At 63.2% G+C, this 14,066-nt stretch carries 9 protein-coding genes; 7 read left to right on the top strand and 2 right to left on the bottom strand.

Annotated features, from left to right (window positions below; genetic code table 11):
* Window position 1: 1 nt before the first annotated feature.
* Together ACSQ3G_RS02315 and ACSQ3G_RS02310 are read right to left on the bottom strand one after the other, a co-directional pair.
* The gene (locus tag ACSQ3G_RS02315; protein ID WP_436108899.1) at window positions 2-781 is read right to left on the bottom strand and encodes a sugar isomerase domain-containing protein; all 780 of its coding nucleotides are present in this window, start codon (window positions 779-781) and stop codon (window positions 2-4) included.
* Complete coding sequence (locus ACSQ3G_RS02310) at window positions 774-1,562, bottom strand: 6-phosphogluconolactonase (protein ID WP_436108898.1); 789 nt, start codon at window positions 1,560-1,562, stop codon at window positions 774-776. The genes ACSQ3G_RS02315 and ACSQ3G_RS02310 overlap by 8 nt, the downstream gene beginning before the upstream one ends.
* A gap of 236 nt (window positions 1,563-1,798) precedes the next feature.
* On the opposite strand from ACSQ3G_RS02310, the gene ACSQ3G_RS02305 reads away from it, so the two are divergent.
* The 7 genes from ACSQ3G_RS02305 to glgB all read left to right on the top strand — a co-directional run bounded on the left by ACSQ3G_RS02305 (window position 1,799) and on the right by glgB (window position 14,048).
* Complete coding sequence (locus ACSQ3G_RS02305) at window positions 1,799-2,791, top strand: LacI family DNA-binding transcriptional regulator (protein WP_436108897.1); 993 nt, start codon at window positions 1,799-1,801, stop codon at window positions 2,789-2,791.
* Window positions 2,792-2,855: 64 nt separating this feature from the next.
* The gene (locus tag ACSQ3G_RS02300; protein ID WP_436108896.1) at window positions 2,856-3,149 is read left to right on the top strand and encodes a DUF3175 domain-containing protein; all 294 of its coding nucleotides are present in this window, start codon (window positions 2,856-2,858) and stop codon (window positions 3,147-3,149) included.
* Window positions 3,150-3,174: 25 nt separating this feature from the next.
* Window positions 3,175-3,693: a cupin gene (locus ACSQ3G_RS02295; RefSeq protein ID WP_436111654.1), complete on the top strand. Its 519-nt coding sequence runs from the start codon at window positions 3,175-3,177 to the stop codon at window positions 3,691-3,693.
* A gap of 332 nt (window positions 3,694-4,025) precedes the next feature.
* Entirely contained in the window at window positions 4,026-5,006 is a 981-nt protein-coding gene (locus tag ACSQ3G_RS02290; protein WP_436108895.1) for a Bug family tripartite tricarboxylate transporter substrate binding protein, read from the top strand.
* A gap of 259 nt (window positions 5,007-5,265) precedes the next feature.
* Window positions 5,266-8,520, top strand: coding sequence for a maltotransferase domain-containing protein (locus tag ACSQ3G_RS02285; protein WP_436108894.1), 3,255 nt, complete (start codon window positions 5,266-5,268; stop codon window positions 8,518-8,520).
* A 12-nt stretch (window positions 8,521-8,532) separates the two neighbouring features.
* Window positions 8,533-11,844 carry a maltose alpha-D-glucosyltransferase gene (treS, locus tag ACSQ3G_RS02280; protein ID WP_436108893.1) on the top strand — a complete coding sequence of 1,104 codons (3,312 nt, stop codon included), beginning with the start codon at window positions 8,533-8,535 and terminating at the stop codon, window positions 11,842-11,844.
* Window positions 11,841-14,048: a 1,4-alpha-glucan branching protein GlgB gene (gene glgB / locus ACSQ3G_RS02275; RefSeq protein WP_436108892.1), complete on the top strand. Its 2,208-nt coding sequence runs from the start codon at window positions 11,841-11,843 to the stop codon at window positions 14,046-14,048. Before treS ends, glgB begins: the two co-directional genes overlap by 4 nt.
* The last annotated feature ends 18 nt before the right edge of the window (window positions 14,049-14,066 follow it).

Raw genomic sequence — 14,066 nt, 5'->3', positions numbered from 1 at the left:
GTCAGAGCGCCCTCACCCGGCCTTGGAAATTGGCGATGAAGCGGCCGTTCGCCTCGTCGCCTCCCGGCGCATTGCCGCTGCGCCAGACCGGCGGCTCTATCCCCCGTTCGACAAGCTTCGCCACCGTGCGGATAACCAGGCAATTCAGCGTGAATGCGTTGGCGAAAGTGGAGATTGCCGCGATGTTTTCGCCCATGCCGGGGACCTTCACCACCGCATCGCCGATCGGCACCTTGCAGTCGATGGCGACGTCGACGATGTCGTGGAGGTTCTGCCTGGTGGGGTGGCGGGCCGGATGGTCCTGCGAGGTTTTCGAGGCATGTTCGCGCGAACTGACGCCGATCAGGAAGGCGCCGCGGCGTTTGGCCTCCAGAGCCGCATCGATCAGCGCGGCATTGATGCCGTAGGCGTTGACGAGGATCAGCAGGTCGGTGTCTCCGAGCCGCTGGTTCGCGATCACCACCTTGCCGTAACCGGGCGTGCGCTCGATCGCCATGGAGCGGAGCGCACCGTTCGAGAGCAGCGTGCCTTCGTCGAGAATGGCGCTGATATGCATCAGCCCGCCGGCGCGGAAAAAGACCTCCTGCGAGGCGAGATTGGAATGACCGCCGGGGCCGTAGATATGCACCAGCCGGTCGGCGGCGATCTGACCGGCGAGCCTGGCCGCGGCCTGGTCGAGCGAGGCCTTTTCCTCCTCCAGAACCCGGCGCATCAAGCTTTGGGTCGAGGCGAGATAACCTTCGCAGAGCGCGTCCGCATCGATGACGGGATGATCAGGCATCGGGGTCGGAGTCCTTGTCGATATAGAGAGTGCAGGCAGCGTGGAAACGCAGGACGCTTGCCGGGCATTCGGTGGTCAGCGGGCCGTAGAGCGTCTTCGAAACGGCATCGCGCTTGACGGCGCCCGGCACGACGCAGAACATCCGGTCGGCCCTGAGCAGGCGCGGCACGGTCAGCGTGATCGCTTCGTTCGGCACCGAAGCAAGATCGGAAAAGCAGTCGTCATCGACCTGCTGCTGGCGGCAGATATCGTCCAGTTCGACGATCTTGACGTCCAGCGGGTCGTTGAAATCGGCGACCGGCGGGTCGTTGAAGGCGATATGGCCGTTGACGCCGATGCCGAGGCAGACCAAATCGATCGACGCCTCGTTCAGCAGGCCGGAATAACGGCGCACTTCGGCGCCCGCATCCGGCTCGGGGGTGATGCGATGCACGGCGGCGAACGGCAGCTTGGCGAACACATGTTCGTCCAGCCAGTTGACGAAACGCGCCGGCGAGGAAGGCGACAGGCCGATATATTCATCCATGTGGAAGGCGGTGACCCGGCCCCAGTCGATGCCCGGCGCGGCGCAGAGCGCCTTCAGCATGTCGGCCTGGCTGGGGGCGGCAGCGAAGATCATTCTGACACCGGCCTGGCCTGCGAGGCGCTCGACCAAGGCGGCGGCAATGTCGGCGGCGGCAGCGGCACCCATCTCGGCCCGCGTTGCAAAGCTTTCGACCGAGAGGCGATCGAAAGTCCGCCGCGTTTCCGGCGAAGGACGATGGGCGGTGGCGATGGTCAACGCAGTCTCCATGTTCATGCCATGGGAAGCCGGCGGCGCGCAGCCCTATAGAATGGCCGCATCCGTTGCAGTTCCCCTTGTTCTTATTGACCGAAGACTTCCATGCAACCGGTTGCATGTCAAGTGGATGAATGTCAGTCTGCAAGGGCGGGGCAGAATTGATAGCGCCTCAGACTTCATGCTAAGTGCCAGGGCCAAACGGGCGAGTTCTCAATTTCCACGATCAAGCGGGGCCGATGATCAAGCGGACCAAAGGCGTCACCATCAGCCAGGTCGCGGATGCGGCAGGCGTTGCGCGTTCCAGCGTCTCGCGCGCCTTCACGCGGCCGGACATGCTCTCCCCGGAAACCGTGACGCGGATCATGAAGGCGGCCGAGGCGCTCGGTTACGTGCCTAACCACACGGCGCGGGCGCTCAGCACCGGGCGGCACGGCAATGTCGGTCTGATCGTGCCCGATATCGCCAACCCGTTCTTTCCGCCGCTGATCCAGGCGGCCCAGCTCGAAGCGGACAGGTCCGATTTCTGCATCTTCCTCGGCAATACGGAAGAGAACCCGAAGCAGGAGGACAAGCTGGTCGGCCGGTTCGCCGGCCAGGTGGAAGGCCTCGTGCTCGCTTCCTCGCGCCTTTCGGACGAGCGCATCCGCGCCCATGCCGGCCAATTGCCGCTGGTGCTGATCAACCGCGATATCGACGGCATCCCGCGGGTGCTGATCGACAGCGGCTCGGGCGTCCGAGAAGCTGTCGAACATCTCGCGAAGCTCGGACACCGCCGGATCGTCTATGTCAGCGGCCCCTCGAACTCCTGGTCGAACAAGCAGCGCCGCACCGCCATCAAGGCCGCGGCATCAAGGCTCGATATCGTGGTCGAAACCGTGCCGGCGGTGCTCGCAAGCTACAATTCCGGCCGCAACGCCGTCAGCGCCATCCTCGCCACCGGCGCAACGGCTGCCGTCGCCTTCGATGACCTGACGGCGCAGGGCGTGCTGGCCGGGCTTTCCGAAAAGCGGGTCTCTGTGCCCGGCGATTTCAGCCTGATCGGCTGCGACGACGTGCTTGGGGCCGTCACCTATCCCGCGCTGACCTCCGTCTCCAACCGATCGACGGAGGCCGGCCGGGTTGCCGTCTCGCTGCTCCTCGACATGCTGCAGTCGCGCGCCATCCGCGACGTGCGCTACGTGCTGGAAACGCATCTCGTGGTGCGCAATACGACGACCGCGGCGCGATAGACGCGGGAACCTTGCCGGCAGCGGCCGGTTCGGGAGGATATGCAATCTTCCACGGGAGGTTCCCATGCCGAAAAAGAGCAAGAAGAAATGGTCGAAGGACGTGGCCGAACACAGCGACGCCATGGACCTGAAGGATGGCGTGTTCAAATCGCGCAGCCCGAAAAAGATCGCCGATTCCCTCAAGCACTCCGCCGAAACAAGCGACAGGCGCAAGTCGAGCCCGTTCCAGTCGGCCATGTCGATGCTGAATTTCTACATCAACCGCGCCGGCGAACAGCTTTCGAAGTCGCGACGCACCACCCTGGAGAAGGCCAAGGATGAGCTTCGCAAGGATTTCGGCCGTGAACCGAAGCGTTAAGATCACGCCGCCGAGCCTCGATGCCATGACCTCAACCGCCGACTCCACCTTCGAACCCATTTTCTTCGAGCCCAGCGACTGGGTGCCGAACAATCCCGGCCTGCCGGTGCTGGTCTGTCGCCAAGCCATCGCGGCGGAAGGCGAGATGGCGCCGAAGTTCGAAAGCCGGTTCAGCGAAAATGGCTGGGAGGGGATCTGGCGCAACGGCGTCTTCGACTATCAGCATTATCACACCGGCGCCCATGAAGTGCTGGGCATCGCCGGCGGCCGGGCACGGCTGCTGATCGGCGGGCCTGACGGCACGGAACTCGGCGTCCATGCCGGAGACTGCCTGATCCTGCCTGCCGGCACCGGCCACATGCGGATCGATGCCAGCCGGGATTTCCTGGTGATCGGCGCCTACCCTCCCGGGCAGGAGGCGGATATCCAGACCGGTCCGGCGAGCAAAGCGCAGCTTGCCCGGATCGCCAGCCTGCCGCTTCCAAAGACCGATCCTCTGGGAGGTGCCGACGGCGCCCTTCTTCGCGCCTGGTCGCGGCGCTGATCTTTCAGTTTACCCGCATGTAACCAGCACGTCGGCGCATGCCCCCAAGAATGACGAGCCTCCTATCTTGGTCCGGCTTTCCGAGTGGCGGAATATTGCAGTTTCGTGCTGGAAATCGCCCACAAAACAAGCATTGCAACGTTGCAGCATAAGCGCGGCCCTTAGAGCCATTAGATTTCGGCTTGAAGGCGCTTTCACGCCGGCAGAGCGTTTGACGGCCTTCAAAATGTATGGCCTCCTTATATCACGACGCGAGCGGGAGGAGACTGTTCGCGTCATCACACTCCGGCCTCGCCCGCGATGTTCCGGACTGACTCTAGGAGGAGAGTGCAGTGAAGAAATTTTTAGCAGGCGCCCTGGCGCTGGTGTTTTCCGCTTACGTTCCGGGAGGTATGGCCACCGCCGCCGACGACAATTACCCGAGCCGGCAGATCACGCTGATCGCCGGTTTCCCGGCCGGCAGCGGCGCGGACGTCTATGCCCGCTTCTTCGCCAAGAAGCTGGAAGAGCAGCTCAAGCAGACCGTCATCGTCGACAACAAGCCGGGCGGCCTCGGAAGCCTTTCGGTCGTGGCGCTCAAGAACGCCAAGCCGGACGGTTACACGATGCTGATCGGCTCGGCCGACCAGTTCACCGCCGCGCCCTACGTCTTCAACGCCCCGCCTTATGATCCGCTCAAGGATTTCGATTATGTCGCGCCGGTGTTCAGCCAGGCATTCATGATGCTGGTCAACGCCAAGTCGCCCTACCAGAAGATTTCCGACCTGACCAAGGCGATGAAGGAAAAGGGCGCCAAGGGCTCCTACGCCACGTCGAACTTCCCGTCTGTCATCCTGGCCGAAATGTACAAGGCCAATACCGACGTGCCGGACACGCTTCAGGTTCGTTACAAGACCAGCGCCGACTCGCTCAACGACTTTGCAAGCGGCGCCATCGACTACATGGTTGGCGACCCGGTCTTCGGCCTTGCCCGCTCGCGTGACGGAACGCTGCGCGTGCTGGCCGTCAGCACGGCAAAGCGCATCTCCTCCGTCCCGGATATTCCGACCTTCGCCGAAGAAGGCGTGCCGAATGTCGACGTCCGCATCTGGTGGGTTCTCGCCGCGCCGAAGGGCACGCCGAAGGCCATTCTCGACAAGATGCACAAGGTGATGACGCAGGTCACCACCAGCGATGACGCCCGCAAGTTCGTCGGCACCAATGGCGGCGAGCCGATGACGCTCGACAGCCCGCAAGCGACCCTCGACTATGCGACGATGGACACCAAGCGCTGGGAAGGGTGGGCCAAGATCGGCAAGATCGAAAAGCAGTAAGCTTCCGGAAACCTGACCGCATCAGCAAGGCCGGAGCGATCTCCGGCCTTGCTGATCGAGCTCGTCGGGAAAAATGAGGCCTATGAGGCGCCTTTGGGGACAACTGCGGATTGATCATCAGCTTCAATGACTTCCGTCAAGATGCATGTCCGGAGAGCGTGAAAACCGGCTGGCCTCAGGACTTTTATCGGAACAAGCGCCGCCGCCCGACAGTTAGACCGCAAATTCGACGGCTCTAATCTGCGGCGAGGAAAATCCGATGAACACGCGCCCCCAATTCATCGCCGGGACATCCCTCGCGCAACTCCCACCACAGATCTACTACGTTCATCCCCTGATGCTGAGGGGGCTCGATGCCTGGCGCGAGGTTTTCGCGCATGCCAGAGATCTCGGTTTCGATACGGTGCTGACCGCGCCGCTTTTCGAACGGGGCCGCAATGCCAGCGTCTTCGTGACGAAGAAATTCGATCGACTTGACCCCGAACTTCAGCTCGGTTCCTCCGTCGAGGACGGCATCAAGGCGCTGATCCGGGCAGCGGGCGAAAGCAAGGTCAAGCTGATGCTCGACCTCGTGGTCGACCGGGTCGCGGTGGATGCGGAACATGCCGGGCCGATCCTTGCCGATCCGCGTGTCGCGCCGCGCGACAGCTGCAGCCGCGGCGTCGATTTCATGAGCGAAGCCCGTCATATCGAGGATTGGCGCAATCGGATGGCGCAACTTGCCGGCCTCGGGATTGCCGGTTTCCGCTGTCTCGGTATCGGCCGCCTGGCGCCTGAAGCCTGGTACGACCTGATCGTCTCGACCCGCAAGGCCACGCCGGAAACCACCTTTCTGGCATGGACGCCCGGCACCTCCTTCGAGGATCGCCGGGCGCTCGAGGGCGCCGGTTTCGACGGCAGCTTCTCGTCGCTTGCCTGGTGGAACCTGGAGGAGCGCTGGATCCTCGACGAATACCAGATCCAGCGGCAGCTCGGGTATCAGGTGACGTTTCCGGAAGCGCCGTTCGGCAAACGCATCGCCCATGGCACCGACAGTTGCGAAGTGCTGCAAAGGAAGGCGGTCCGGTCGCTGAAGCTCGCATCGACCTTCGCCAGCGGGCTGATGATCCCGATGGGTTTCGAATTCGGCGCTTCCACGCCGCTTGACCCGCTTCATGGCGATGGAATGGGCCTCCGGGGCCTGCGCGAACAGGGCTCGTTCGACCTCTCGGTCGATATACGCAGCGTCAATGCCGGTACCAACAAGACCGCTGCCGGGTTCGCCCGCCAGCCGCTCCGCCTCATCTCCACCAGCCAGACGCCCGCCGTGGCGCTGATGCAGACCGACCGGGAAGACGTCCGTTCGGCGCAGAAGGTGCGGGTCGTGGTTTTGAACCGCGATCTGCGCCGTGCCGTGGCTGCACCCTTCAACGCCCTCCGCGAGGCTGCTTCGCCGTTCCTGCCGCTCGAAGCGCCGGAGGCGGATGGCGAAGCCTTTGCCGCACAGCTCAAGCTGAAACCTGGCGAGATCAGGATATTCGAAGGCCGGTCGTCGGTGCCGATTGTCGATGCCGCGCCGGTACCCTCGGTCGACAAGGCGACCGCCTCACCCCGGCTGGCAATCGAGAAGATCACGCCTTCCGTCGATGACGGCCGTTTCGTGGTCAAACGGGTGGTCGGCGAGACGGTGAAGGTCGAGGCGGACATTTTCGGCGACGGCCATGATCCGTTGGCAGCGGCGCTGCTGTGGCGTGCGGCGGACGAGACGGAATGGACCGAGGAGCGCATGCAGCTCGTCCTGAACGATCGCTGGAACGCGGAATTCACGCTGAAGCGGATGGGCCGCCACGAATTCCTGATCGAGGCCTGGCGCAATCCCTTTGCGATCTTCCGCTATGAGTTCGTGAAGAAGCACGAGGCGCGGCTCGATCTCAGGCTGGAAATCCAGGAGGGCATCAACCTCGTCCTCGATGCGCTGGACAATTCGTCGGGCAGGATCAAGACCCGGCTCAAAACCCTGTTCGACAAGCTGACCGAGGTGCAGGACCCGCAGCGCACGGAAATCCTGCTGGCGCCCGAGACCGCGGATCTGATGGCGGAGGCCGACCGCCGGCCGTTCAAGGCCCGCTCGCAGGCGATCCCGGTCGACGCCGAACGTATCGCTGCCGGTTTCGCCAGCTGGTACCAGATCTTTCCCCGCTCGCAGAGTGGCGATCCGAACCGGCACGGCACCTTCGACGACGTCATCAAGCGGCTGCCCGCCATCCGCGACATGGGTTTCGACGTTCTCTATTTCCCGCCCATCCACCCGATCGGGAAGACCAACCGTAAGGGCAAGAACAATTCGCTGAGCCCCGCACCGGAGGATCCGGGCAGCCCCTATGCGATCGGCTCGGAGGAAGGCGGTCATGACGCGATCCATCCCGAACTCGGCACGTTCGAGGACTTCCGCCGACTGGTGGATGCCGCCAAGGACGAGGGCCTCGAAATCGCGCTCGACCTGGCGATCCAGGCCTCGCCCGACCATCCGTGGCTGAAATCACATCCAGGCTGGTTCGATTGGCGGCCGGACGGGACGATCCGTTATGCAGAAAACCCGCCGAAGAAATACGAGGACATCGTCAACGTCGATTTCTACGCCCATGACGCGATCCCCTCGCTCTGGGTCGAGCTCCGCGATGTCGTGCAGAAATGGGTCGACAACGGCGTAAAACTGTTCCGCGTCGACAATCCGCACACCAAACCCTTCCCGTTCTGGGAGTGGCTGATCGCAGACATCCGCGCGCGGCATCCGGAGGTCGTCTTCCTGTCGGAGGCCTTCACCAAGCCGAAAGTCATGTACCGGCTCGCCAAGGTGGGCTTCTCGCAGTCCTATACCTATTTCACCTGGCGCAATGCCAAGTGGGAGCTCGAGCAGTATATGCGCGAGATCACCACCGAGGAGCCGAAGGAGTTCTTCCGGCCGCATTTCTTCGTCAACACCCACGACATCAACCCGGACTTCCTGCAGAACGCGCCGCGTCCTGCCTATCTGATCCGCGCGGCACTTGCGGCAACGCTGTCCGGCCTCTGGGGCGTCTATAACGGCTTCGAACTCTGCGAGGGTCGGCCGGACGCCAAGCGCAAGGAATATGCGGATTCGGAGAAATACGAGATCCGCGCCTGGGATTACGACCGTCCGGGCAACATCAAGGGCGAGATCACGCTTCTCAACCGGCTGCGCCGGGAGAACCCGGCGCTGCATTCGCATCTCGGCCTGCAGCTTCTCACCGCCTGGAACGACAACATCATGTTCTTCGAGAAGGCGAGTGCCGGTCGCGAGAACGTGCTGCTGATCGCAATCAACCTCGATCCGTACAACGCCCATGAGGCGGATGTCGAAATTCCGCTCTGGTCATGGAACCTCCCGGACCATGGCGCACTTGACGTCGAAGACCTGATCACCGGCCACAAATTCACCTGGGCCGGGAAGGTGCAGAGGCTGCGTCTCGATCCCCATTGGGGCCTGCCTTTCGGCATCTGGCGCGTGCGATAGGGAGGGAAGCAAATGGATATGACGGGCACGAACCGGAGCCAGGGGCAGAACCACGCACAGATGAATGAGGACGATCCGCTATGGTATAAGGACGCGATCATCTATCAGCTCCACATCAAATCGTTCTTCGATGCCAATGGCGACGGGATCGGCGACTTTCAGGGCCTTCACGAAAAGCTCGACCATATCGCCTCGCTCGGCGCCAATGCGATCTGGCTGCTGCCCTTCTTTCCCTCGCCGCGCCGGGATGATGGCTACGATATTGCCGACTATGGCAGCGTCAGCCCCGATTACGGCACGGTCGACGAGTTCAAGGCTTTCGTCGAAGCGGCGCATCAGCGCGGCATCCGGGTCATCATCGAGCTCGTCATCAACCACACGTCCGACCAGCATCCGTGGTTCCAGCGCGCGCGCCATGCGCCGGCCGGCTCTCCGGAGCGCGACTTCTACGTCTGGTCGGATACGGACCAGAAATTCCCCGAAACCCGGATCATCTTCCTCGACACGGAAAAATCGAACTGGACCTGGGATCCGGTCGCCGGCGCCTATTACTGGCACCGCTTCTATTCCCACCAGCCGGACCTCAACTTCGACAACTCGCAGGTGCTGGAGGAACTGCTCGGCGTGATGCGCTTCTGGGCGGATACCGGCATCGACGGGTTCCGGCTCGATGCGATCCCCTATCTCGTCGAGCGCGAGGGCACGAACAACGAGAACCTGCCCGAGACGCACGAGATCCTGAAGAAGATCCGCGCGTCGCTCGATTCCACTCACCCGGGCAAGATGCTGCTCGCCGAGGCCAATCAATGGCCTGAGGATACGAGCGAATATTTCGGCGACGGCGACGAATGCAACATGGCGTTCCACTTCCCGCTGATGCCGCGCATGTACATGGCGATCGCCAAGGAAGACCGCTTCCCGATCACCGATATCATGCGGCAGACGCCGGAAATCCCGGAAAACTGCCAATGGGCGATCTTCCTGCGAAACCACGACGAGTTGACGCTCGAAATGGTGACCGACGAGGAACGCGACTACCTCTGGAACATCTATGCTGCCGACCGCCGCGCCCGCATCAACCTTGGCATCCGCCGCCGCCTTGCGCCGCTGATGGAGCGCGACCGCCGCCGCATCGAACTGATGAACGCGCTGCTCCTCTCCATGCCCGGAACGCCGGTTCTCTATTACGGCGACGAGATCGGCATGGGCGACAACATCTATCTCGGCGACCGCGACGGGGTGCGCACCCCGATGCAGTGGTCGCCGGACCGAAATGGCGGGTTTTCCAAGGCCGACCCGGCGCGGCTGGTGCTGCCGCCGATAATGGATCCGCTCTACGGATATGAAGCGCTCAATGTCGAGGCGCAGGGGGCCGACGCCCATTCGCTGCTCAACTGGACGCGGCGGATGCTGGCCTTGCGCAACAAACATTCCGCATTCGGGCGCGGCTCGCTCAGATTCCTGGCGCCGGGCAACCGCAAGATCCTTGCCTATCTGCGTGAATATAACGGCGACACGATCCTCTGCGTCGCCAATCTGTCGCGCCTGCCGCAGGCGGTCGAGCTCGACCTGGCACAGTTCGCCGGGCGCGTGCCGATCGAGCTTTCCGGCATGTCGCCCTTCCCGCCGATCGGCCAGCTGACCTATCTGCTCACCCTGCAGCCCTACGGTTTCTTCTGGTTCCATCTGGTGGCGGAAGCCGACGGCCCTGTCTGGCGCAAGGAACCGCCGGAGCAGATGCAGGACATGGTGACCATGGTGGTACGCCGCGACCTTCAGGAACTGGTCGATCAGCCGCGGCTGTCGGCGACGCTGTCGAACGAAGTCCTACCCGCCTATCTCGACAAGCGGCGCTGGTTCGGTGCGAAAGGCGAGGTCCTGAGCGGTGCTTCGCTGGTTGCCGCAACCCCGATCGCGTTTGCCAACAACATCCTGCTCGGTGAACTCGAAGCCGAGGTGAACGGGCGCAAGGACACCTACCTGCTGCCGCTCGCCGTTTCCTGGGATGACGCCCAGCCGACGGCGCTCGCCCAGCAGTTGGCGCTCGCCCGCATCCGGCAGGGCCGCCGCGTCGGCTTCCTGACCGACGGGTTCGCGATGGAAGGACTGGCACGCGGGGTGATCCGCGGCCTCTGCGAGCGGTCGGTGATCTCCGGTCGCGCCGGCACGCTGGAATTCATCGGCACCGACAAGCTCGACTGCCTGACCATCAACGACGAGATGGCCGTCCACTGGCTGTCCGCCGAGCAATCCAACAGTTCGCTAATATTGGGCGACATGGCGATGGTGAAGCTCATCCGCCACGTCTTCCCCGGCATGCATCCCGAAGTGGAAATGACGAGGTACCTGACAAATGTCGGCTACCAGAACACCGCCCAACTGCTCGGTGAGGTCGCCCGCACGGCGCCGGACGGCAACCGCTACACGCTGATCATCGTGCAGAGCGCGATCCGCAACCAGGGCGACGCCTGGAACTGGATGCTCAGCAACCTGCGCCGCGCCATCGACGAAATCGTGGTGACCGGCCTTGAGGGCGAGGTGGTGGACGAGCACTTCAAGCCGCTCGTGAATTTCGTGGCGGCGATTGGCAAACGGCTCGGGGAGCTGCATGTCGCCCTCGCCCAGGCGACCGAAGACCCGGACTTCCAACCGATCCGGGCAACTGCGGCGGATGCCGAAAAATGGCGCGCGGCTGTCACGGCCCAGATATCTCACAGCCTGTCGATCCTCGAAAAGACGGTCGAAGGGATCGAATCGGACATCGCCCGCGAGGCAAAAACACTACTAGGCCGCCGTGACGACCTCCTCGGCCTCGCCATTCATCTGGCAAGCGAGGTGGAAGGCACGCTGATGACCCGCAATCACGGCGACTTCCATCTCGGCCAGATCCTGGTCTCGGAAGGCGATGCCTATATCATCGATTTCGAGGGCGAACCGACCCGCGACCTTTCCGAACGCCGCGCCAAGACCAATCCCTTGCGCGACGTCGCCGGTCTTCTGCGCTCGCTCAGCTATCTCGCAGCCTCTGCCGATCTCGACCGTGAAATGGTCAGCGAGGTGGAGGACGCGCGCCACAAGGCACTGGTCGGGCGTTTCATGAAGATGGCGGAGCCGGCCTTCCTCGAAGCCTATTTCGAAGCCACGGGGAACTCACAGGAGTTGCGCATCGCGCCGGAGGCCCGCGGGCGCATTCTCGATCTCTTCCTGCTCGAAAAGGCTGCCTACGAGATCGCCTACGAAGTGCGCAGCCGCCCCCATTGGCTTCCACTACCGCTTGCCGGCTTCTCGGCGATCGCATCCCGACTTCTGGAGAACGTTTCATGAGATACGAGCGCACCGATTTGATGATCGGCACCGTCCAGGAGGGTCTGCAGGCCCTGGTCGAAGGGCGGCACGGGGACCCGTTCTCGATCCTCGGACGCCATCAATACGGCAACCTCACGGTGGTCCGGGCGCTGCTGCCGGGTGCGCTGTCGGTCGAAGTGGTGGAGGCCGATACCGGCAAGGTGCTGGCCGAACTCGAGACCATCCACGAGGGCGGGCTGTTTGCCGGGGTGACCGGCAGCACTGCGCCATATTTCTTCCGGATCCGCTGGCCGGACGCCATGCAGGAGATGGAAGACCCCTACTCCTTCCCGCTGCTGCTCGGCGATCTCGACCTGCATCTGATCGGCCAGGGCACGCACTACGATCTCGGCCGCACGCTCGGCGCCATCCCGATGGAGGTCGAAGGGGTCGAGGGCGTGCGCTTTTCCGTCTGGGCGCCGAATGCCCGGCGCGTCTCGGTCGTCGGCGACTTCAACTCCTGGGATGGGCGACGTTATCCGATGCGGCTGCGTCCGCAAGCGGGCATCTGGGAACTGTTCATCCCGCGCCTGACCCATGGCGAGCGCTACAAGTTTGAGATCCTCGACGGCAGCGGCAATCTGCTCCCCCAAAAGGCCGATCCGGTTGCCCGCGCCAGCGAAGCGGCCCCGTCGACAGCTTCGATCGTCGCGTCGTCCAAACCCTTCCGATGGAGCGACGAGGACTGGATGCGCAGGCAGCGCGCAGACCGGGATCGCGAAGGCGCGATGTCGATCTACGAGGTGCATCTGGGCTCGTGGCTGCGGATCGCCGAGGAAGGCAACCGGATGCTCGACTGGGTCGAACTCAGCCAGCGGCTGATCCCTTATGTGCAGAACCTCGGCTTCACCCATATCGAGATGCTGCCGATCATGGAGCATCCGTTCGGCGGCTCCTGGGGTTACCAGCCGCTCGGGCTGTTCGCCCCGACCGGTCGTCATGGCACGCCGGAAGATTTCGCCTATTTCATCGATCGCTGCCATCAGGCCGGCATCGGCGTCATCCTCGACTGGGTGCCGGCGCATTTCCCGACCGACGTCTGGGGTCTTGCCAAGTTCGACGGCACGCCGCTCTACGAGCATGCCGATCCGCGCGAAGGGTTCCACAGGGACTGGAACACGCTGATCTACAATCTCGGCCGCAACGAGGTGAAGGGGTTCCTGATCGCCTCGGCACTCGAATGGCTGGAGCATTACCATGTCGACGCTTTGCGCGTCGATGCGGTCGCCTCGATGCTCTACCGCGACTACAGCCGCAACGAGGGCGAATGGATCCCCAACCAGTATGGGGGGCGTGAGAATCTTGAAGCAGTCGAATTCTTCAAGCACCTGAACAGCATCATCCATGACCGTTGCCCGCATGCGTTCACGGCGGCAGAGGAATCGACCGCCTGGCCGGGCGTCACTAGGAAGATCGAAGAAGGCGGCCTCGGCTTCGATTTCAAATGGAACATGGGCTGGATGCACGACACGCTGCATTACATGCAGGACGACCCGGTCTACCGGAAATACCATCATGGCGCCATGAGCTTCGGGATGATCTATGCCTATTCCGAGCGCTTCATCCTGCCGCTCTCCCATGACGAAGTGGTACACGGCAAGGGCTCGCTGATGGCCAAGATGCCGGGCGACCGCTGGCAGAAACTTGCAAACCTTCGCGCCTATTACGGCTTCATGTGGGGCCATCCCGGCAAGAAGCTCCTGTTCATGGGCGGCGAACTGGCTCAGGAGAGCGAATGGAACCACGACGCCTCGGTCGTCTGGGACCTGCTCGACAGCCCGGACCACGCGGGCGTCCAGCGGCTCGTCCGCGACCTGAACACCCTCTATGCCCAGGAGCCGGCGCTGCAGTTCGGCGACCTGCATCACGAGGGGTTCGAGTGGGCCGTGGCCGACGACGCGGCGAATTCGGTCTACGGCATGCTGAGAAGCAGCCAGGACCGATCATCGCACGTGCTTGTCGTCTCGAACCTGACGCCGATGCCGCGGCACGGTTATCGCATCGGAGTCCCGGCGGAGGGACCCTGGGAGGTGGTGCTGAATACCGACGCGGCGCTTTATGGCGGATCCAATCTCGGACAGACGGAGGCTTGGACGGAGCGACAGGCGGCGCATGGGAGGGAGTTTTCGATCTCCGCGGTGCTGCCGCCTCTGGCGACTGTGTTTCTGCGGTGGCGGGGGTAGAACCTGACGTGAGGCAAA

Source organism: Neorhizobium tomejilense (genome assembly GCF_964254135.1).
Lineage (GTDB): Bacteria > Pseudomonadota > Alphaproteobacteria > Rhizobiales > Rhizobiaceae > Neorhizobium > Neorhizobium tomejilense.
This window is presented reverse-complemented; position numbering and strand designations above follow the sequence as displayed.